Origin of the sequence: Mycobacteroides immunogenum (genome assembly GCF_001605725.1) — a bacterium.
Taxonomy (GTDB): domain Bacteria; phylum Actinomycetota; class Actinomycetes; order Mycobacteriales; family Mycobacteriaceae; genus Mycobacterium; species Mycobacterium immunogenum.
Genome location: NZ_CP011530.1, coordinates 342,150 through 360,690, shown reverse-complemented (window position 1 = coordinate 360,690; position 18,541 = coordinate 342,150). Strand labels below are relative to the sequence as shown.

The 18,541-nt window shown below is 63.7% G+C and carries 21 protein-coding genes; 13 read left to right on the top strand and 8 right to left on the bottom strand.

The window, feature by feature from the left end; genetic code table 11:
• Positions 1-113: 113 nt before the first annotated feature.
• A complete protein-coding gene (locus tag ABG82_RS01815; RefSeq protein ID WP_234708097.1) occupies positions 114-431 on the bottom strand; it encodes a hypothetical protein in 318 nt (105 codons plus the stop codon).
• Positions 432-525: 94 nt separating this feature from the next.
• Here ABG82_RS01815 and ABG82_RS01810 point away from each other — a divergent pair, with 94 nt between their 5' ends.
• Positions 526-1,773 (top strand): site-specific integrase, encoded by a 1,248-nt coding sequence (locus ABG82_RS01810; protein ID WP_054173164.1) that lies wholly within the window; start codon positions 526-528, stop codon positions 1,771-1,773.
• Between the two features lie 211 nt (positions 1,774-1,984).
• The gene (locus tag ABG82_RS01805; protein WP_043079809.1) at positions 1,985-2,647 is read left to right on the top strand and encodes a hypothetical protein; all 663 of its coding nucleotides are present in this window, start codon (positions 1,985-1,987) and stop codon (positions 2,645-2,647) included.
• Here ABG82_RS01805 and ABG82_RS01800 read toward each other — a convergent pair.
• From ABG82_RS01800 to ligD, 3 genes are read right to left on the bottom strand one after another with little or no spacing between them, the layout of a single operon-like run.
• The gene (locus tag ABG82_RS01800) at positions 2,644-3,150 is read right to left on the bottom strand and encodes a hypothetical protein (protein ID WP_043079810.1); all 507 of its coding nucleotides are present in this window, start codon (positions 3,148-3,150) and stop codon (positions 2,644-2,646) included. The genes ABG82_RS01805 and ABG82_RS01800 overlap by 4 nt on opposite strands.
• Complete coding sequence (locus ABG82_RS01795; protein ID WP_043079811.1) at positions 3,147-4,406, bottom strand: glycosyltransferase 87 family protein; 1,260 nt, start codon at positions 4,404-4,406, stop codon at positions 3,147-3,149. Before ABG82_RS01795 ends, ABG82_RS01800 begins: the two co-directional genes overlap by 4 nt.
• Entirely contained in the window at positions 4,406-5,434 is a 1,029-nt protein-coding gene (gene ligD, locus ABG82_RS01790; RefSeq protein WP_043079852.1) for a non-homologous end-joining DNA ligase, read from the bottom strand. Before ligD ends, ABG82_RS01795 begins: the two co-directional genes overlap by 1 nt.
• Before the next feature lie 18 nt (positions 5,435-5,452).
• On the opposite strand from ligD, the gene ABG82_RS01785 reads away from it, so the two are divergent.
• The 3 genes from ABG82_RS01785 to ABG82_RS27450 are packed head-to-tail and all read left to right on the top strand — an operon-like array spanning position 5,453 to position 8,870.
• Positions 5,453-6,517, top strand: coding sequence for an ATP-dependent DNA ligase (locus tag ABG82_RS01785; protein WP_043079853.1), 1,065 nt, complete (start codon positions 5,453-5,455; stop codon positions 6,515-6,517).
• Positions 6,514-7,380 (top strand): tRNA glutamyl-Q(34) synthetase GluQRS, encoded by an 867-nt coding sequence (gene gluQRS / locus ABG82_RS01780; RefSeq protein WP_043079812.1) that lies wholly within the window; start codon positions 6,514-6,516, stop codon positions 7,378-7,380. The genes ABG82_RS01785 and gluQRS overlap by 4 nt, the downstream gene beginning before the upstream one ends.
• Positions 7,381-7,424: 44 nt before the next feature.
• Positions 7,425-8,870 (top strand): ABC transporter substrate-binding protein/permease, encoded by a 1,446-nt coding sequence (locus tag ABG82_RS27450; RefSeq protein ID WP_078343372.1) that lies wholly within the window; start codon positions 7,425-7,427, stop codon positions 8,868-8,870.
• Here ABG82_RS27450 and ABG82_RS01765 read toward each other — a convergent pair.
• Together ABG82_RS01765 and tgt are read right to left on the bottom strand one after the other, a co-directional pair.
• Positions 8,867-10,096: a cytochrome P450 gene (locus ABG82_RS01765; RefSeq protein WP_043079813.1), complete on the bottom strand. Its 1,230-nt coding sequence runs from the start codon at positions 10,094-10,096 to the stop codon at positions 8,867-8,869. The genes ABG82_RS27450 and ABG82_RS01765 overlap by 4 nt on opposite strands.
• 47 nt (positions 10,097-10,143) lie before the next feature.
• Positions 10,144-11,364 carry a tRNA guanosine(34) transglycosylase Tgt gene (tgt, locus tag ABG82_RS01760; RefSeq protein WP_043079814.1) on the bottom strand — a complete coding sequence of 407 codons (1,221 nt, stop codon included), beginning with the start codon at positions 11,362-11,364 and terminating at the stop codon, positions 10,144-10,146.
• A 53-nt stretch (positions 11,365-11,417) separates the two neighbouring features.
• Here tgt and ABG82_RS01755 point away from each other — a divergent pair, with 53 nt between their 5' ends.
• The 4 genes from ABG82_RS01755 to ABG82_RS01740 all read left to right on the top strand — a co-directional run bounded on the left by ABG82_RS01755 (position 11,418) and on the right by ABG82_RS01740 (position 13,392).
• On the top strand, positions 11,418-11,969 hold the full coding sequence (locus tag ABG82_RS01755; RefSeq protein ID WP_043079815.1) for a DUF4334 domain-containing protein: 552 nt from the start codon (positions 11,418-11,420) through the stop codon (positions 11,967-11,969).
• Between the two features lie 47 nt (positions 11,970-12,016).
• A complete protein-coding gene (locus tag ABG82_RS01750; protein WP_078343373.1) occupies positions 12,017-12,445 on the top strand; it encodes an SRPBCC family protein in 429 nt (142 codons plus the stop codon).
• Positions 12,446-12,493: 48 nt separating this feature from the next.
• On the top strand, positions 12,494-12,961 hold the full coding sequence (locus tag ABG82_RS01745) for a hypothetical protein (RefSeq protein WP_131676322.1): 468 nt from the start codon (positions 12,494-12,496) through the stop codon (positions 12,959-12,961).
• Between the two features lie 116 nt (positions 12,962-13,077).
• On the top strand, positions 13,078-13,392 hold the full coding sequence (locus ABG82_RS01740; protein WP_043079817.1) for a DUF732 domain-containing protein: 315 nt from the start codon (positions 13,078-13,080) through the stop codon (positions 13,390-13,392).
• Between the two features lie 237 nt (positions 13,393-13,629).
• On the opposite strand, the gene ABG82_RS01735 is transcribed toward ABG82_RS01740, so the two are convergent.
• On the bottom strand, positions 13,630-14,871 hold the full coding sequence (locus tag ABG82_RS01735; protein ID WP_054431210.1) for a site-specific integrase: 1,242 nt from the start codon (positions 14,869-14,871) through the stop codon (positions 13,630-13,632).
• 102 nt (positions 14,872-14,973) lie between these two features.
• Between ABG82_RS01735 and ABG82_RS01730 the strand changes: the two genes are divergently transcribed.
• The 4 genes from ABG82_RS01730 to ABG82_RS01710 all read left to right on the top strand — a co-directional run bounded on the left by ABG82_RS01730 (position 14,974) and on the right by ABG82_RS01710 (position 17,587).
• Positions 14,974-15,291, top strand: a complete 318-nt coding sequence (locus ABG82_RS01730; RefSeq protein ID WP_234708098.1) for a hypothetical protein — start codon at positions 14,974-14,976, stop codon at positions 15,289-15,291.
• Between the two features lie 183 nt (positions 15,292-15,474).
• A complete protein-coding gene (locus tag ABG82_RS01720) occupies positions 15,475-16,038 on the top strand; it encodes a recombinase family protein (protein ID WP_016341626.1) in 564 nt (187 codons plus the stop codon).
• A gap of 183 nt (positions 16,039-16,221) precedes the next feature.
• The gene (locus tag ABG82_RS01715) at positions 16,222-16,581 is read left to right on the top strand and encodes a hypothetical protein (RefSeq protein ID WP_041927473.1); all 360 of its coding nucleotides are present in this window, start codon (positions 16,222-16,224) and stop codon (positions 16,579-16,581) included.
• Positions 16,582-16,591: 10 nt separating this feature from the next.
• Positions 16,592-17,587, top strand: coding sequence for a DNA adenine methylase (locus ABG82_RS01710; protein ID WP_078343374.1), 996 nt, complete (start codon positions 16,592-16,594; stop codon positions 17,585-17,587).
• A gap of 61 nt (positions 17,588-17,648) precedes the next feature.
• Here ABG82_RS01710 and ABG82_RS01705 read toward each other — a convergent pair whose 3' ends face one another.
• Complete coding sequence (locus ABG82_RS01705) at positions 17,649-18,281, bottom strand: hypothetical protein (RefSeq protein ID WP_043079818.1); 633 nt, start codon at positions 18,279-18,281, stop codon at positions 17,649-17,651.
• Positions 18,282-18,541 lie beyond the last annotated feature (260 nt).

Genomic DNA, 18,541 nt, shown 5'->3' with positions numbered 1-18,541 from the left:
ACGGGCTCTCGGAGCCGAGTAGTCCTGGAACTGTTCGGTTCTGGGACAAGACGAGACTGGTGTAGAGGGCGGCAATGGTGAGTCGCTCGTCGGGAGTCAAGGGTGCTTCCGAATCAGACATCCGACTCCACCGCCCCGACATACTTGTTCACGAGTCGTGCCCAGCACCAGCGCAACTCGCCCACAGCGGCTTCCCGCGCGGCGTCTGCGCACATGGACAGCGCGGGATCCTGACTGTCGGCGGCGTGGCGGGACTGGAGGGTGCGAGCAGCCTGGAGCATGCGAGACCAGCCCGTGGTCAGCGCTGCCCATGCCTCGGCGTGATCAGCAGCCGAGCACCGCTCGGCGTCGGGGCCATTGAGCGCGCGGGGTTCGTCGAACGAGTCGGCCAGGCTCATGAGATGGCTTCGGATGGTGGGGTTTTCGGACATGACTCGACGCTAGATGGACTGGGCGACACGGGCAATCAGCTCGGCTGCACGTCCCCGCGCAGGTCAGGTGGGGTGCCCGCTAGGCTGTCCTGCTATGGCGCGAATGAAGGGCGAGCCCACACGCTATCCAGGTATCGAGAAGATAGCTACACCTCGTTTCGAGAGAGGTTATGGGTACCGAGCCCGCGCGGATGCCCGTGCGGTCGGCGGCGGTCAGCCCGAGAAAACATTTGAGACTGTCTCGGAAGCGCGCGACTGGCAAGCCACCACTGAGGCAAAGGTCGCGGACGGGACTTTCATCGGCAAGAACCTGCTCACCGTTGAGCAGGCAGTGGCACAGTGGCTTGAAGGTCAACGGGGAGAACGTAATACGAAGAGCGCGCGGCAAGCGGCACTCGCTCCTGTCGTGACCGCGCTGGGTGACCGCCGCGTCCAGTCCGTCACCAAGCAGGACGTGGAGACTCTGCTGAGGCAACTCATCGACGGGGAGGTCGAGGGGGTGCAGAAACGCTCAGTGACATACACGAACACGACCCGTACGAAGTGGTCGGCAGTATGGAAAGACCTTGTGGCACAGGGTGTTCTCCCCCGAAATGTGGTCGAGCTAGTCCAACCTTTCAAAGCCAATGACGTTGCTCCGAGCGACACACCCAGTGGCGGCGGGGATGAAATCGACATTCGGCGAAGACTTACCAACGAAGAGATTCGGGCGCTCATCGACGCACACGCTCCCCGCGTCGGGACTGCGAAGGGCCGTACGGAACGGGTCAGGCTACGACGAGGCACGTTCATAGAGCTGGCGCTACTCGGGCTACGGCGCGCCGAACTAGCGGGGCTGCGATGGTCATCTATCCGCGACCTCGACGGCGATGAACCGACGCTTCGTGTTAACCGAACCCGCGTCCCCGTGACGGGAGGAACGGAAGAAAAGAACAAAGGGAAGACGGGCTCCGCGCGCCGAACCCTGCTCCTTCCCTCTGAGACTGTTCAGGCTCTCCGTCGTCACCGCGAGCTGCAAGCGGGTGATCGTGCACGCTCAGGAAAGAGCTGGAAGGGCGACGCCGACTTGGCCGTGCTCGCCAAGGACAACGGTATCGGGCTCTCCCCGTCGAGCTTGGATACCTGGTGGCACGAGTCGATGGAAGCGGCGGGCATTGCGGGGTACCGACTTCACGACATGAGGCACACAGCAGCTTCGCGGCTGCTCTCGGCGGGCGTCCCCTTGATGGATGTCGCCACCTGGTTGGGGCACGCAGATGGCGGCGTTCTTGCTCTGCGCGTCTACGGGCACACTGATCCCGCCGATTTAGGCCGAGCGGCGGCAGCCCTTGGTCGCCCGTGACTCCCCCTCAGAAGTCCCCACAAAATCCCCACAATAGGGGAGCCATTTCTCAGGAATGCCCTGGACACCTACCCTGCCCTATCTGTGAGAAATGGCTCCTGAGCGGGAAATACGGGTCGTGCTACCCTTCTGGAACGCGGGTTGGGTTAACAGCCCTCAGGGGTTCAAATCCCCTATCCTCCGCCACTGCAGGACCGCATCAAGGAGGGCAATGGCTGCCGGACGCCGGACGGCGACCATCGCTTTGACCAGCAGCCATGCCGCTCTCTCCTTGATCGCGGGACTGCTTTTTTTCTTTTTCGCGTTGCCCCGCTGGCCCGAGTTGAACGGCGCTACCGGCCACTCTTTCGGCACCGGGATGCGCATCATCGCCGGCGTGCTGCTGGCGGCCGCGGGGGTACCGGCTCTGCTCTCCTGGCGGCGGACCCGCAGGCCCGAGTTCGCGACGCCACAGTTGGCGCTGACATTGCGCGCCGCATCCTTCACCGGTCATTTCCTCGCCGGTGCCCTGATCATCGGTACCGCGATCGCCGAAATTTGGCTGGACCTGGATCGCTTCGGCATTTGGGAGTTCGCGGTGTACGGCGCCGCCGCGGCGATCGGCCTCCTGGCTTTCTCGGCCTACCAGCTGGCCGTCGTGGCCGAGCGCCCCGCACCGGCGCCCAAGGCCCGTCCGGCCAAGAAGAAGACCGTCAAGGGGGCCAGCACCTCCGACAAGCCTGAAGCGCCAGACGAGCCTGAGGCAACTGAGCCTGCCGGCGAGGCGAGCGCAGACGCTGCTACCGAAGACCCGGATAACGAGGACGCGGATACCGAGGAGAAGGTGCTCGAACCGGCCCGCGGCCTGCGGAACCGTCGCACCCCGCGGTCCTAACTCGCGTCTTTACCTCGCGCGGACAGCACCAGAACCGACCCGTCTTTCGGCGCGAAGGCCTTGACCTCCCAGCCGCCCTTGTCGGTCTGGGTGGACAGCATGCGGTCCAGTTCATCGCTGCGCTCGAACTGGGCGGAGGACGGCACCCCTGTATCCAGCGTCTTCCACAGGCGAGGCCTGGAGGCCAGCACCATGCTCGAACGGAACGGCGCCACATACGCCGCCAGCTGCTGCGGCGGCATCTCGATGATCGCGTCCACCCAATACGTGGTGTTGGGGCCGGGCAGGGGCTCATCGCTGAAAAAGCCCTGCACCCACTCGCCCGTCACCGGCCTGGGCAGCTTGGGAAAACGCTGCTCCAGCGGGTCCGAGTCATAACGCACCGGCGACGCCCCGGTTTGTTGCGGCGTGTACGACGGCTCGGTGGGTTCGGGCTTGTCCCATACCGAACAACCAGTCACCGCGAACAGCGCGACGGCACAGGTAGCCGCCCAGCGTTTCATTCCTGCACGGTACCGGCACGCGGGGATCTGGTCGCCAATACCCACATCGCCACCATGAGGAACAGCAACGGATACAGGGCGGAGTCGAAGACCCTTTCGGCACGCGACATGTGCGCAATGACGGCATCCCAGCCGGTGATGTACGACTCGAAATCGGGGTTCAGCCGCATCGCACGCACGTACAGGCCCCAGTACCACCACATCGACACCAACGCCGCGATCACGGCCGTGGCCGCGGCCCACTGCCATCTGGCCCTGCCCTGGGCTGTCATGACCTGGTTGACCAACAACACCATCAGCGGCACCGTCCACACCCAGTGATGCGTCCAGGCCAACGGCGAGACAACACAGCCGACCATGCCGACAACGGTGATCGCGAGCAACTCTTCGCCGGACCGATGCGCCCGCCACGCGGCCGCCATCCCCAGCAACGCCGCGCCGCCCGCGAGCGGCACCCACAACCACGTCGGCATGGGCTGCGGCAGATAGATGTTGGCCAACACGCCACCAATCGATGAATTGGCCGGATGGTCCAGCGAGCCGATGTGCCCAGTGGTGCGCACCGCGCCCAACCAGTAATCGGACGAATCAGAGGGCAGCACAATCCATCCCAGCAGCACGGTGCCGACACCTGTCGCGGTCGCGGCCGCCACGGCGCGCCACTGGCGGGTGATCAACAGGTACGGCACAAAGATGACGGCTGTGAGCTTGACTCCGGAGGCAATACCCACTGACCAGCCGCGCCAGCGGGCTCCCTCCGGACGGGTCAGGTCCCAGATGATGAGCACTGCCAAAACGAGATTCACCTGCCCCTGCCACAGGGTGCCGTGAATCGGCTGAATTTCCCAGGCCACCAGGTTCATTCCCACGCAGGCGGCGGCCAGCGGCGCATTCGCGACGAATCCCAGGACCCGCCAACAGCGCCAGATGATGGCGAACAGTGCCGCCAGATTCACCAGGAACCAGATGAACTTTGCCGCCCCCAGCGATACAAAACCCAACGGAGCAAAGATCATTGCCGCAAAAGGGGTGTAGGTGAACCATCCTGCGTCGGGTATTTCCTCGGCGTACAACAGTTCTCGATGCAAGATCCGCAGCCCACCGAAGCGGTAGGTCATCAGATCGCCACCATTACTGAACAATCCGAAGCTATTCGGGGCGTTGAGTGGTATCAGCCAATGCTGCAGCAATACGGCGACAACTCCGGCAGCCAACCACAACCCAGCCGTCCGCCACGACATCCTGCGGACCGTCACTACTGCTTCCTATCGGTATCCCGGGACGGCTGAACGCGTTTCGGTTCTCCCGGCATCTTCGGGTAGTTGGGCGGATAGGGCATATCACCCAATCCGTTCGCCTCATCCCGTTCTACCATCTCGAGCAGCGGCTCTATCGACTGCGGCAGATCGTCCATATCCGCCATGGGGTCTGGCCGTTTGCGCAGCAGCTCGGGAACGGTCGCGATGGTGAAATCATCGGGTTCGGCATCGACGAGTTCGTCCCACGTCAACGGGGTGGAGACAGTGGCGATGGGGGTGCGTCGCACCGAGTACGCCGAGGCCATGGTGCGGTCGCGGGCGTTTTGGTTGAAGTCGATGAAGATGCGCTCCCCGCGTTCTTCCTTCCACCATGACGTGGTCACCTGCTGAGGTGCGCGGCGTTCCACCTCGCGGGCCAGCGCGATACCGGCGCGGCGCACCTCGATGAAGTCCCAGCGCGGTTCGACGCGCAGATACACGTGGATACCGCGGCCCCCGGATGTTTTCGGATAGGCGACAAATCCCAGTTCGTCCAGCAGCGGGCGCAACACATCAAGCGCGACCGCCTTGGCCTCGTCGAATCCGGTTCCCGGCTGCGGGTCCAAGTCAATGCGCAGCTCATCCGGATGATCCAGATCCGGGTAGCGAACCTGCCACGGATGCATCGTCACGGTGCCCATTTGCGCCGCCCACACGATCGCGGCGGGCTTGGTCACCCGTAGCACCTCGGCGGTGCGCCCGGAGGGAAAGGTGACTTCGCAACTGTCCAGGTAATCAGGAAAGTGCTTCGGCAGCCGCTTTTGGTAAATCTCTTCGCCGTCGATGCCGTCGGGGAAGCGCTGCAGATGGGTGGGACGGTTTCGCACCGCGCTCATCATCGGACCCAGCGCGACGGTCCGGTAGTACTCCGCGAGATGGCGCTTGGTGCCGCCCTCGGCCCCCAACTCAGGGAAATACACCTTGTCAGGGTTGCTCAATCGGACGGCGATGCCGTCGACATCCAGTTCCTCGGCGGGCGTGGGCATTACCGTCATCATATGGGAATGGACCTGCCCGTCATGCCGCCAATCGCGCCAATGCTCGCCAAACCTGTCGCAAAAATTCCGGCTGACGCCTCCTACGAGCCCAAGTGGGATGGGTTCAGGTCGATCGTGTTTCGTGACGGCGACGAGGTGGAGCTGGGCAGCCGCAACGAAAAGCCGCTGACCCGGTACTTTCCCGAGCTGGTGGCGGCGGTTCGCGCCGAACTACCACCGCGATGTGTCATCGACGGCGAGATCGTGATCGCCACGGCGGCAGGGCTTGATTTCGAGGCACTGCAACAGCGGATCCATCCGGCAGATTCACGAGTCAGGCTGCTGGCCGAGCAGACGCCCTCCTCCTTCATCGCGTTCGATCTGCTGGCACTGGGCGACGAGGACTACACCGTGCGTCCGTTCAGTGAGCGGCGCGCCGCGCTGACCGGCGCGCTGTCCGGGGCCGGCACCTCGATCCACCTAACCCCCGCCACCACCGATCAGGCCGTGGCACAGCGCTGGTTCGAGGAATTCGAGGGCGCCGGCACCGACGGCCTCATCGCGAAGCCATTGACCATTGCCTACCAACCCGACAAGCGGGTGATGTTCAAGATCAAGCCGGAGCGAACCGCCGATTGTGTGGTCGCCGGATATCGGGTGCACAAATCCGGGAACGACGCCATCGGATCGCTGCTACTGGGGCTGTACCAGGACGATGGCGCACTGGCCTCGGTAGGCGTGATCGGCGCGTTCCCGATGGCCGAGCGCAAGCGCCTGTTCCAGGAGCTGCAGCCATTGGTCACCGCTCTGGAGAATCATCCGTGGAACTGGGCCGCCCACGAGGCCGGCGAGCGCACCCCGCAGAAGAACGCCGGCTCTCGCTGGAACGCCGGTAAAGATCTGTCCTTCGTCGCGCTGCGCCCGGAACGGGTGGTGGAGGTGCGCTATGACCATATGGAGGGCGTGCGGTTCCGGCATACCGCGCAGTTCAACCGCTGGCGCCCGGACCGCGAACCCAGATCGTGCACGTATGAACAGCTTGAGCGGCCGATCGCCTTCAGCCTCAACGATATTGTTCCGGGCCTGGTGTGACGGGAGCCGGACGCTTCGCACCGAGCCCATCGGGTGACCTGCACATAGGAAATCTGCGTACGGCGCTGTTGGCATGGCTGCTCGCGCGCTCGACGGGGCGCCGGTTCCTCATGCGGGTAGAGGATCTGGATACCCGCACCAGCTCCGCGGTGGCGCAGCGCCAGCTGGCCGACCTCGCCGCCATCGGCGTGCGGTGGGAGCTGCCCGTGGTGTGGCAGTCGGATCGCACCCACACCTACGACCAGGTGGTCTCCTTGCTCAACTCCCACCACTTGCTCTACGAATGCTATTGCAGCAGAAAAGATATCGCCCAGGCCCCGACGGCACCGCATTCCGCACCCGGCGCCTATCCGGGCACCTGCCGCGACCTGCCGGAGTCCGAACGTGCCCAGCGCCGCGCACAGCGCCCGCCCGCGTTGCGGCTGCGCACGGAAAATGCCCCGTTCACCGTGCACGACCTGTTGCACGGTGAATACACCGGTCTGGTCGACGATTTCGTGGTGCGCCGCGGCGATGGGGTCACCGCCTACAACGTCGCGGTGGTGGTCGACGATCACGAACAGGGTGTCGATCAGGTGGTGCGCGGCGATGACCTGCTGGCCTCCGCGCCGCGACAGGCCTATCTGGCTGGGCTGCTGGGTTATCCGGTGCCGTCCTATGCCCATGTTCCCCTGGTGCTCAACACCGCGGGAGCCCGCCTGGCCAAACGCGATGGTGCGGTGACCATTGCCGATCTCGGTGCGGATCGGGCGTTCGCGATGATCTGTGACTCGCTGGGATACACGGCAAGCGATGCCGCCGATCTGCTGGCCCAATTCGATGCCGGGCACATTCCACACGAGCCGTGGATATACCCGGGCTGATCCGAAGCTGCCTGAAGGTGCGCGAAACGTGTTAGCCTCCCGCGGTGCTTCGTGCCATCGTGCTTGCGCTTCTCGCACTGATGGCGGTAGCCGGTTGCGCCGGCCCCAGCCAAGAACCGCTGCGCGTCGGCACCGAGGGCGTATACGCGCCGTTCAGCTTTCACGATGGGCGTACCGGCGAGCTGACCGGCTACGACGTGGACGTGGCCCGCGCTGTCGGTGAGAAGCTGGGTCGCCCGGTGGAATTCGTCGAGATTCCCTGGGACGCGATCTTCGCCGGGCTGGATGCCGAACGGTTCGACGTCGTCGCCAACCAAGTCACGATCACCCCGGCACGCAAAGCCAAGTACGACCTGTCCACCCCGTACGCCGTCGGCGAGGGCGTGATCGTCACCCGCGCCAATGACGACACCATTCACAGCCTGGCCGATGTCCGGGGCAAGGTGGCGGCTGAAAACGCGACGAGCAACTGGTCACAGCTCGCCCGCGACGCCGGCGCCCGCGTGGAGGCTGTGGAGGGCTTCACGCAATCCATCACGCTGCTGAGCCAGGGGCGGGTCGACGTCGTGATCAACGACAGCATCGCGGTCTACGCCTACCTGGCCAGTACCGGCGACCCTGCCGTGAAGATCACCGGGACCACCGGCCAGCGCAGCGAGCAGGCGTTCGCGGCCCGCAAGAACAGCGGCCTGCTGCCCGATCTCAACAGGGCCCTGGACCAACTGGCGGCCGACGGAACTCTGACCCGCATCTCGCAGAAGTACCTCAAGGCCGACGCCAGCGGGTCCACCAAAGACCAAGCTATACAAAATAATTCCGGTAAGGTCGGTTCCAACACCCAGCTGGTACTGGATAATCTGTGGCCCATGGCGCGTGCCATGCTCACCGTCACCCTGCCCCTGACCGCCATCAGTTTCGCGATCGGGCTGGTGCTGGCTCTGGGGGTGGCGCTGGCCCGGATGTCCGATCATCGCCTGATATCCGGTCTGGCCCGCGTCTACATCTCGATCATCCGCGGCACGCCGCTGCTCTTGCAGCTGTTTCTGATCTTCTTCGCACTGCCCGAGTTCGGGGTGAAGATAAGCCCGTTCCCCGCCGCCGTCATCGCGTTCAGTCTCAACGTGGGCGGCTATGCCGCGGAAATCATCCGCTCGTCGATCCTGAGCATCCCCCGCGGGCAGTGGGAGGCCGCCTCCAGCCTGGGCATGAGTTACAGCACCACGTTGTGGCGCATCGTCATTCCGCAAGCCAGCAGGGTGGCGATACCGCCCCTGTCGAACACATTGATCTCACTGGTGAAGGACACCTCGCTGGCCTCGGCGATTCTGGTGACCGACGTGATGCGTACGGCGCAGGTGGCCGCCGCGCCGACCTTCCAGTTCTTCACGCTGTACGTCACCGCCGGGGTCTACTACTGGATCGTCTGCATGGCGATGTCGGTCGTGCAGGACCGGCTGGAACAGCGTCTGGAGAAGTCGGTCGCGCGCTAGCCGATGCTCACCGGAAGATCGGCGAGCCCGCGCAGCGTGACATTAGGCCTGTAGGTGGGCTCACCGATAAGCCGGGCTTCCGGGAACCGCGCGGTGATCGAGCTCAATGCCCGCTTGGCCTCCAGCCGGGCCAGCGGAGCACCCAGACAAAAGTGTGGTCCATGCCCGAAGGCCAGGTGCTTGATCTCGGCACGGTCAGGATTGAAGACGTCCAGGTCGGGACCGACCTCCGGATCGCGTTGCGCGGCAGCGAGCATCAACAGCACCCACTCTCCACTGGGCAGTGTGAAGTCGCGAATGGACATGTCGCCCTCGGCGACACGGGCCACCATGTGCACCGGCGGGTCGTAGCGCAGCGTCTCTTCGACAACCAGGGGCGCGCGATCAGCGTTCTGTCCCAACAGCTTCCACTGCTTGGGAGCACGCAGCATGGCCAGTGAAGCGTTGGCGATCAGGTTGACGGTCGTCTCGTGTCCGGCGATGAGCAGCAGGGTGCAGGTGGAGATGATCTCCTCCTCGGTGAGCTGATCACCGGCCTCTTCCACCTGGATCAGCGCGGACAACAGATCGTCACCGAGATTGCGCCGCCGTGCCGCGATGAGGTCGACGAAGTAGTCCCACATCCAATGCGCGGCCCGGAACCGTTCGTCCATGTTGGCGGGCGACTGTCCGGTCAACGCGTACACCGGGTCCAATCCCTGGGAAAGCAGCGCCGAGGCCCTGCCGAACTCCGGCTCGTCCTCGATGGGGACCCCTAGCATTCGGCAGATCACCGCGACGGGCAGCGGGTATGCGAAATCCGTGACCAGATTGAAGGTTCCGCGCCGGGCGATGTCCTCCACCAGCTGATCCACCAGGGTCTGGATATCTTCGGCCATCGCGTTGATTACCTTGGGGGCGAACGCCTTCGAAGCCAACTTGCGCAACCGGGTGTGGTCGGGAGCATCCAGCCCCAAGAACGAGGGCTTGCCGACCAGGTTGGGATTCTGCGCAAGCTGTCGTTGGACGATCTTCGACTTGCGGCGGTCCGACGACGCCTGCGGATGGCGCAGCACAGCATTGCAGTCCGCGAAAGTTGCCAGCACGCTTACGCCCATCTCCGGCGGGTGCACCGGACCGGCCTGTGTCTGCTCGACCAACTGCCGGTAGACGGGGTACGGATTCGCACGATTGGCCGGGTCGAGCACCTGAAGCAGCAGAGTGCCCGGGTCGGTCGTAGTAGGCATGCGTCCAGTGTGCGTCGGGATGCTGAGATGCGCCTGAGCTTTCTTGCTCAGCGGTAGTAGCGGCCCAACGTGTCTTCCCGCAGCTCATCGAAGCAGCCGTCCACGATGCTGGCGCGGATGCGGTCGACCAGTCCTATGGTGAACCGCTCGTTATGGACGGTGGCCAAGGTGGAGGCCAGGATCTCCTTGGCCTTGAACAGATGGTGCAGGTAGGCCCGCGTGTAATGCGCGCAGGTGTAGCAGTCACATTCGGCGTCGATGGGCGTGAAGTCCCGGCGGTACCTGGCGCCGGTGATGTTCACCCTGCCGTCGCGGGTGTAGACGGCGGCGTTGCGTGCGACCCGCGACGGAGACACACAGTCGAAGGTGTCGGCCCCCGCCGCGACCGCGGCGAAAAGATCGTCGGGCTCACTGATCCCTAGCAGGTGACGTGGCTTGTGTTCGGGCAGTTCGGATGTCACCCAACCGACGATGGTGCCGAGATTCTGCTTCTCCAGCGCGCCACCGATGCCATAACCGTCAAACCCCCGGCCCTGCGCACTGGCAAGGGATTCGAGCCCGCGTGCCGCCTGCCGCCGCAGATCCTCGTACTGCGCGCCCTGCACCACGCCGAACAACGCCTGGTAGGGCTTGTCGGCACGCTCCCGCGTCAGCTTCTCGTGTTCGTCCAGGCAGCGCTGCGCCCACTCATGGGTGCGCTGCACCGAATCCTCTTGGTACTCGCGGGTGTTGATTAGTGTGGTGAGCTCGTCGAAGGCGAACATGATGTCGGCTCCGAGCTGGTGCTGGATCCGCATGGACACTTCGGGGGTGAACCGGTGGGTGGACCCGTCCAGATGTGAGGTGAAGGTGACGCCCTCGTCGTCGACGTGAGCGAGCTTGTCCTTACCCGCGACCGTGACGTCGTCGGCCCTGGCCCTGTTAACGTCCATCGCCATCACCTTGCGTGCGCCGGACCCCAGCGAGAGCACCTGGAACCCGCCGCTGTCGGTGAACGTCGGACCGGGCCAGTTCATGAACGCGCCCAGGCCACCGGCCTCGTCGACGATGTCCGGGCCGGGCTGCAGATAGAGGTGGTAGGCGTTGGCAAGCACCGCCTGCGCGCCGAGCGCGGCCATGGTTTCCGGCAGCACCGCCTTGACGGTGGCCTTGGTGCCCACGGCGATGAACGCCGGGGTCTGGATGTCACCGTGCGGGGTGTGGATGACACCGGCCCGGCCCGCGGTGCCGGGCAAGGTGGCGTCAATGGAGAAGTACTGGTCAGTCATCGGAGGCTATTTTGCCCTGGGCGCGTCGCATGCCCGGGTCGTAGGCTCGGCTCATGACAACGACGTCGGATCTTCTCGCGCTGGAGCAGGGCACCACTACCCAAGAAGCCCTGGCGTTCTTCGACAATTTGGAGCCGGTGCGATCAGCGGATGTGATCGGCCAGCGCTGGCATGGTGGCGAGGTGCCCACCGGGCATTCGATGGACGGGATCCTGACGGTGTCGGGCTGGTATGGCAAGCAGTTCGACGACGTAGATCACGTGCATCCGTTGCTGTTCAGCGATGGTGGCGGCGATATCTTCGCGGTGGATCCGATGCTGGCGCCGATGGGACTGGCGGGCCGGATCAGCGGACTCACCGAATCCCCGATGGTCAAGCGCACCTCACCGACAGCGCTGTCCGCACTCAAGCCGCTGATCAGGACCAACAAGCACCGCGCCCGGCTGCGCGACATCGAATTCCGTGGCGCTGTCAGCGCGGCCATGGTCTACGACCACAAGGCGATCATCGACCACTTCCGCAAGGTCGATGACGCGACATTGCTGGGCATCATGGACCTGCGCGATATGGACCAGCCGTACTTTTTCACGCTGCGCCGAGACTGAGATCCGCGGCCGAGCACCATCTACGCTGCCCGGGTGAGGCCGCCGGCATGATCTTGTTCGAGCGCTCTTTCGTTCACCCGCCGCCACGGGTGTGGCAGGCGATGGTCGATCCCGATCTGTGGTCACTACAGACCAACGGGTTCCGGCCCGAGGTCGGCTGCAAATATCGCATCACCCATCCCGCCATCATGGGCACCCGGCTGCTGGGCACCGGCCACTGCACCGTCGTCGCCGCCGATCCGGGTGAGCTGCTGGCGGTCGAGTTCACCGGGGCGGTGCGGGCGGGCGATCCCGCGCACTGGACCATCAGCCACAGTCTTGCCGCCCTGGACGGCGGTACCACCCTCACGACGTATCTCGATGGCGTCGATTTCAACGATCACTCCGAGAAGGTGCTCCTGCGCGTCGTGACCGACAGCACCGCGCGGTCATTGCACGTGCTGCAAGAGCGACTCAACCGCACCACCGGGTGCTAGCGCGCGTGCTGTACTTGTAGCCGAGTCAGCCCGAGGGGGGTCATGTTCATGAAATTCGCGCTAGGCGTTGCGCTGGCGGCGTCCTTGATCCTGAGCGCGCCGAGCGCACTGGCAGACGATCAGGGGTGTCAGCAGTACTACACAATCCGCCCGCAGCTGGCGCAGGCTTCCGCTATGTTCCACGACGAACGCCAGGGAATCACCGACCGCGAACTCATCGGCAAGCTTCTCGACGGCGGACTGCCGCCACGTCTGGTGAAAGATTGGGCGGACATGCTGAACCAGCACGCCTTCATTTACACCATGGCCGAAGGCAAGGGATCCGACGTCAACGTCATCGCGGCCATGTTCGATCAACGCAACGCCCTCAATGAGATGACGGTGAGCCTGGACTCCCGCGGTCAGACAGACCTCGCGGCCCCTGCCCCACCGGAAGTTCGCGCGAAGCTGGAGAAGAGCTTCTCGCACGGTGCCACCGCCAATACCCGTCTGCAGCAGCTATGTCCCGCGGGATAGCACCCACCGATTGACACCTCACAATTTCTTCAAATCCCCTGTGAGGATGCTGTGCAACTGCCACACTTCCCTCCGGATATTTCCGTACAACACTCTGGGGACCGGGGGTTCGATCGATGTTCAAGGCAATCGTGGTGGCGGCTTTCGCACTGGCAATGTCGAGCGGAGTGGCGCATGCCGACGCTCTTGACGACCAGTATTTGAAGCTGCTGGCCTCGCACGGCATCGAGGGCGACCCCGAGCAGTTGATCTCCGCGGGCCATGACTCCTGCGATGCCCTGGATCAGGGGCGTATCGGCTTTGGCATGAGCCCGTACGGTTTTGCGGTCATGAAGATCACTGGCCAGCTGATGGCGCAGGGTCTTGCGTCGCAGCAGGTGTCTCAGCTGATGCACGACGCCAACACCGTGTACTGCCCCGGCAAGGCCTGAGCGCCGGCCGCTGCGCCCAAAAAAATACCCTCTGATTGCTTCTAGCAGTCAGGGGGTATTGGCGGTGGCGGAGGGATTTGAACCCTCGGACGGGGGTTACCCGTCACACGCTTTCGAGAAGGGTAGTCGAAAGCATATTTCCCGCTCAGGAGCCATTTCTCACAGATAGGGCAAGGTAGAGGTACTGGGCTTTCGTGAGAAATGGCTCCCCTACTGTGGGGATTTTGTGGGGACTTCTCACGGAGGTCCGAGCGCTGCTGCGGCCCTCCCTAAGTCCTTTGGTTCGGTGTGTCCGTACACGCGCAGAGCGAGCACGCCGCCATCGCCGTGACCCAACCAGGTGGCCACGTCCATGAGCGGCACACCAGCGCTGAGGAGCCGCGAGGCTGCCGTGTGCCTCATGTCGTGAAGCCGATAGGCGCTGATCCCTGCCGCGCCCATCGCCTCATGCCACCAGGTGTCCAAGCGAGTCGGGGAAATAGGCTTCCCGTTGTCAGCCGTGAGCACAAACAGGTCGTCGTCGCCCTTCCAGCTCTTTCCCGAGCGGGCACGATCAGCCTCTTGCAGTGCACGATGACGACGGAGCGCAGTCACAGTCGCGGAGGGAAGAAGCAGGGTCCGTTTCGCGGCAACCGTCTTGCCTCTGCTCTTTTCCTCTGTGCCTTCTGCTGTAGGTATGCGCGTCCGTTCCACACGCAAGGTCGGTTCGTCGCCGTCGAGGTCTCGTATGGCTGACCAGCGCAGACCCGCTATCTCACCGCGCCGCAGACCGAGCAGAGCAAGTTCGATGAACGTGCCTCGACGCAGCCTGACGCGCTCCGCGCGACCCTTTGTAGTCCCGACACGGGGAGCGTGGGCGTCGAGGAGAGCCCGAATCTCTTCGTTGGTAAGTCGCCGCCGAATGTCGATTTCGTCCCCACTGCCACTACTTGGTGTGTCGCTCGGAGCAACATCATTGGCCTTGAATGGCTTCACCAGCTCGGCTACATTTCGTGGTAAAACTCCCTGTGCCACAAGGTCTTTCCACACGGCTACCCACTTCGCGCGTGTGACGTTCGTGTAGACCACTGACCGCTTCTGGACGCCGTTAATCTCCCCAGCAATCAACTGGCTGAGCGTGTTCTCCACGTCCTGCTTGGTGATGCTCTGCACACGGCGCTCTCCCAGTGCGGCCACCACAGGGGCGAGGGCGTTCTCTCGCGCCGTTTTCGTATTCCGTTCTCCGCGTTGACCGTCGAGCCACTGCTCGACGGCCTGCGCAACGGTAAGCGGGTTCTTGCCGATGAAGGTGCCATCCGCGACCCGCGCTTCGGTCGTAGCTTGCCAATCCCGCGCCTCCGCGACTGTTTCAAATGTTTTCTCTGGCTGACCGCCGCCGACCGCGCGGGCGTCCGCGCGTGCTTTGTACCCGTAGCCGCGCTCGAATCGCGTAGTGGACACCTTCTCGATGCCTGGATACCGTGTTGGCTCTCCGCTCATCCGCGCCATAGCAAGACAGCCTAGCGAGCACTCATCTGACCTGCCAGGGGACGTGCAGCTCTCTCGCTTTCCCTTGTCACCCAATCGTTCTAGCTTCAGAGCATGCCCGAAAATCCCACCACGCGAACGCAGCTCATGGCTCTGGCCCACCTGTTCGACGAACCACACCGTCTCACCGCGCCCGACGCCGAGTTCTGTTCGGCTGCTGATCGTCCCGAGGAGTGGGCGGCGCTGAGCGTCGGGTGGTCTCGTGTCGTCGGCGCTGCTCGGGTCATCCAGAGCCGTCACAAGCTGGACAGCGAGGATGACGTGCTGTCCCAGTGCGCCGATGCCGCACGGGAGGCTGCTGTGGGTGAACTTCGTTGGTGCTGGGCGCGGTTAGTGCATCGGTACGTCGAAGGGATGAGCGCTGATGCCTGAGACCGAAGCTCCCTTGACCGTCGATGAGCGGCTCATGCTGGCTTCCCTGTATCTCCGTCTCACATCTAAAGATGTGTTACGCACACGACAACACCCCCAGGGCGAAGGGAACAAGCAGGTCGAGCGGTCTCACATCCTGGTATCACATCATCTGTCGCACAACATGTCTCATCAGGACGCCTCGTGAGCACGGCGACTTATGTCCGAGTGAGCACGGGTCATCAGTCCATCGAGCAGCAGCGCGATGCCCTCACGGCGGCGGGAATCAAGCCCGACCGCGAGTTCATGGATGTGGCATCTGGTCGTGCAGGCAGTGAACGGCCTGGGTGGGCCGAGTGCCTGGCGTGGCTCAGGGAGGGTGACGTGCTGGTGGTCGCGGCGGTGGACAGGATTGGGCGTAGCGTGCGTGAAGTGGCCACGGCCCTTGCCGATTTGACCGAGCGCGGGATCGCATTGCGGAGCCTGCGGGAGGGCGTGGACACTTCGACTCCCACGGGGCGAGCGGTCGTACAAATCATGAGTTCGATTGCCGAGCTAGAGCTGGAACTCGGGAAGGAGCGGCGTGTGGCTTCACGGGAGGCCCGCGTCTCTCGGGGGCTCCCTGCCACCCGTCCGCCGAAACTCACTGGAGCGCAGCGAGAAAGGTTGGTTCGTCTGTACTCATCGGGTGAGCCCGTGGCCGAGTTGTGCGGGATGTTCGGTGTGTCCAGGGCAACCGTGTTCCGTTATGTGAAACAGGCGGGATGAGCCGATGGCGCGAGGGCCAGGGTTCTCCGCGCGAGGGCGGCTCCGAGGCGGAGCCTTGGGGTCGTCCGAGAAGAGCGTACGGCTGGGAAGGTGCGGTGGCGGGGAAAACCCGTCACGAGGCCCCATTAAAACCCGTCACGGTCGGGAGGAGTTTCCGGACGAAAACGTCCGGAAACGTGAGTCATGGATGAGCTGATTTCACGGATTGACGAGCTGGTGGATGACGAGAGCTTGGATGACTGGCAGTACGGCTGGTCGGATTCGATGCGGTGGGCTCCAGCGGGCGTCGAGCTGCCGAGCGGAGTTTGGGACGATCAGCCCGATGCCGAGCTGGACTCTGGGTGGGATTACTACCCAGACACCCAAGTCCACGTCATCCCCGTTGAGCAAGTTGGCGAGTGGATGGCGTGCCTGGAGACCCTTCCTCCCGCCGAACGTGGCGACATCCAGTGGTACGTCGTGTGTTTCCAGTGCATGATGGCTGGGGAGCACTCGGTGGATTGTGGTTGCGGAAATCCCAGCTCCGAGAGGGATTCCCGGTAACATCGGCCAGGTGACGCGCTCCCCAGTTCCTTATTTCGGTGGTAAGTCCTGGTTGGCCCCGCGCCTGGCTTCGGTGTTACCCCCGCATAAACACTATGTGGAGGTCTGTGGTGGTTCCCTGGCTCTCCTGCTGGCTAAGAAGCCGAGCAGGCAGGAGACCGTGAACGACCTGGACGGCCACCTGATGACCTTTTGGCGGGTGTTGCGTGACCGTCCTGACGACCTGGAGAGAGTGTGTTCCCTGACTCCGCACAGTCGGTCGGAACGGACACTGGCACAAGAGATTACGAGCGAATTGGATGAGTTGGAGATTGCGCGGCTGGTGTTCGTTGCGCTAACACAGGGGCGTTCGGGCTCTCTGACCCGCACGGGATGGCGGCATGATTTGCGGCCCGTGTCCACTCCGATGCCCGTCGTGTTGCAGAGGTACGCGGGCCGAATTGGGGCTGCTGCCAAACGGATTCGTGGTGTGAGCTTGGAGTGCCGTCCTGCTGTCGAGATGGTGTCGGCGTACGGGGGTGATAGGGGGACACTGCTGTACGTTGACCCGCCGTACGTCGTGGACAAGGGGATTCGGCGGGGCGGGGAGTACAGGGTGGAGATGCGGAGTGATGGGGCGCATCGGGAGCTGCTGGAGGCGTGCCTGTCGGCTGACGCCGCTGTTGTGGTGAGCGGATATGGGAGCGAGTTATACGACTCGATGCTCGGGGACTGGTACCGCTGGGAGATTCCGATGGTCACCAGCCAGGGGTCTGGTGATGGTCGGCGGACTGAAGTTGTGTGGTCGAATCGGGCGCTGGAAGGGCTGGGAGAGGGCTCGGGAGGGGCCGCTATTTCGTCAATTGAAGGCGGTCAGATTGACGAAATAGGCACCCGTTGCCCTGGCTGTTTCGCGGTGCTTCGTCAACCGAAACGAGGTCGTCGGCGGGTGTGGTGCTCGGCGTCGTGCCGAACTCGGGGGTGGCAGGTACGGCGCGATGTTGAGGACGACGAGGCCGCTGGATGACCAAGTACCGAACAATCGTTGCTGATCCACCCTGGCGGGCGGTCGGCGACGTGCTTGGGGTCTAGTCCGGGCTATTTGTGCCTATCGGCGCAAGTACAGCTTTGCAGAATGCGATGAGGCTGCCACGCTCGCGGTACAGGCCCTGAGCAGCGACGAGAACTGCCGCGAGCATGAGCGCTGAGAAAACGGCGATATAGAACTGCGTGCGTTGACCACTCGGGTTAGCGAGGTTGACCAGGAGCAGTCCGGCCAGAGAGAAGGGCACCAGCCCCAGGGTGGTGATGAACCATCCGCCGAATACCTCGATGGCCTTGCCGAAGCCCCCGAGCAGGCCCTCTACCCAGTTATTTCGAGCTAGTGCCAGCCCGATGTAGATGAAGGCTGCACAAGTGGAACAGATGACTACGAGCAAGAAATAGGTGACGAGGGCTTGCGCGATGGTGTTAACGGCAAAGGGTGCAGTGAGGGCGTTCGGCGGTAGGTTGTTGGCGGACTCGGTGAAGGTCTGCACGAAGAGCGCTGAGGTGCACAGTAGGGATAGCAGTGCCACGCACTCGATGAGCTTGCCGCCGAACTTGGTCCACCGAGACTCTGAGAGTCCGACAACCTTGGATAGCAGCATCATCGCGGTGTGTCCGATGGTGAGGACCGCCAGCATCTTGCTGACAACAGACCACAGGTCAGGGTCGTTCATGGTGCGACGATAGAACGGGCTGTCGTGCCGACACTTACGGCGCGCCGTGGCTACGCCTTGCTTCCCTCCGGCCACCCAGGATCGGGCGGAAGAGTCGGTGGGACTTCCTCGTATTCGCCTGGATGGAAGTCTTTGGGCGTTCCTGGCGCTAGCTTGTCGCAATTCAGGGTCGGCTCGATGAGCGGGTTGTAGTCGAAGACAATCCATGTACCGAACACGTTGTCCGTTGGGCGGTTAGCCGTACCCTTTTGGTTAGGTGG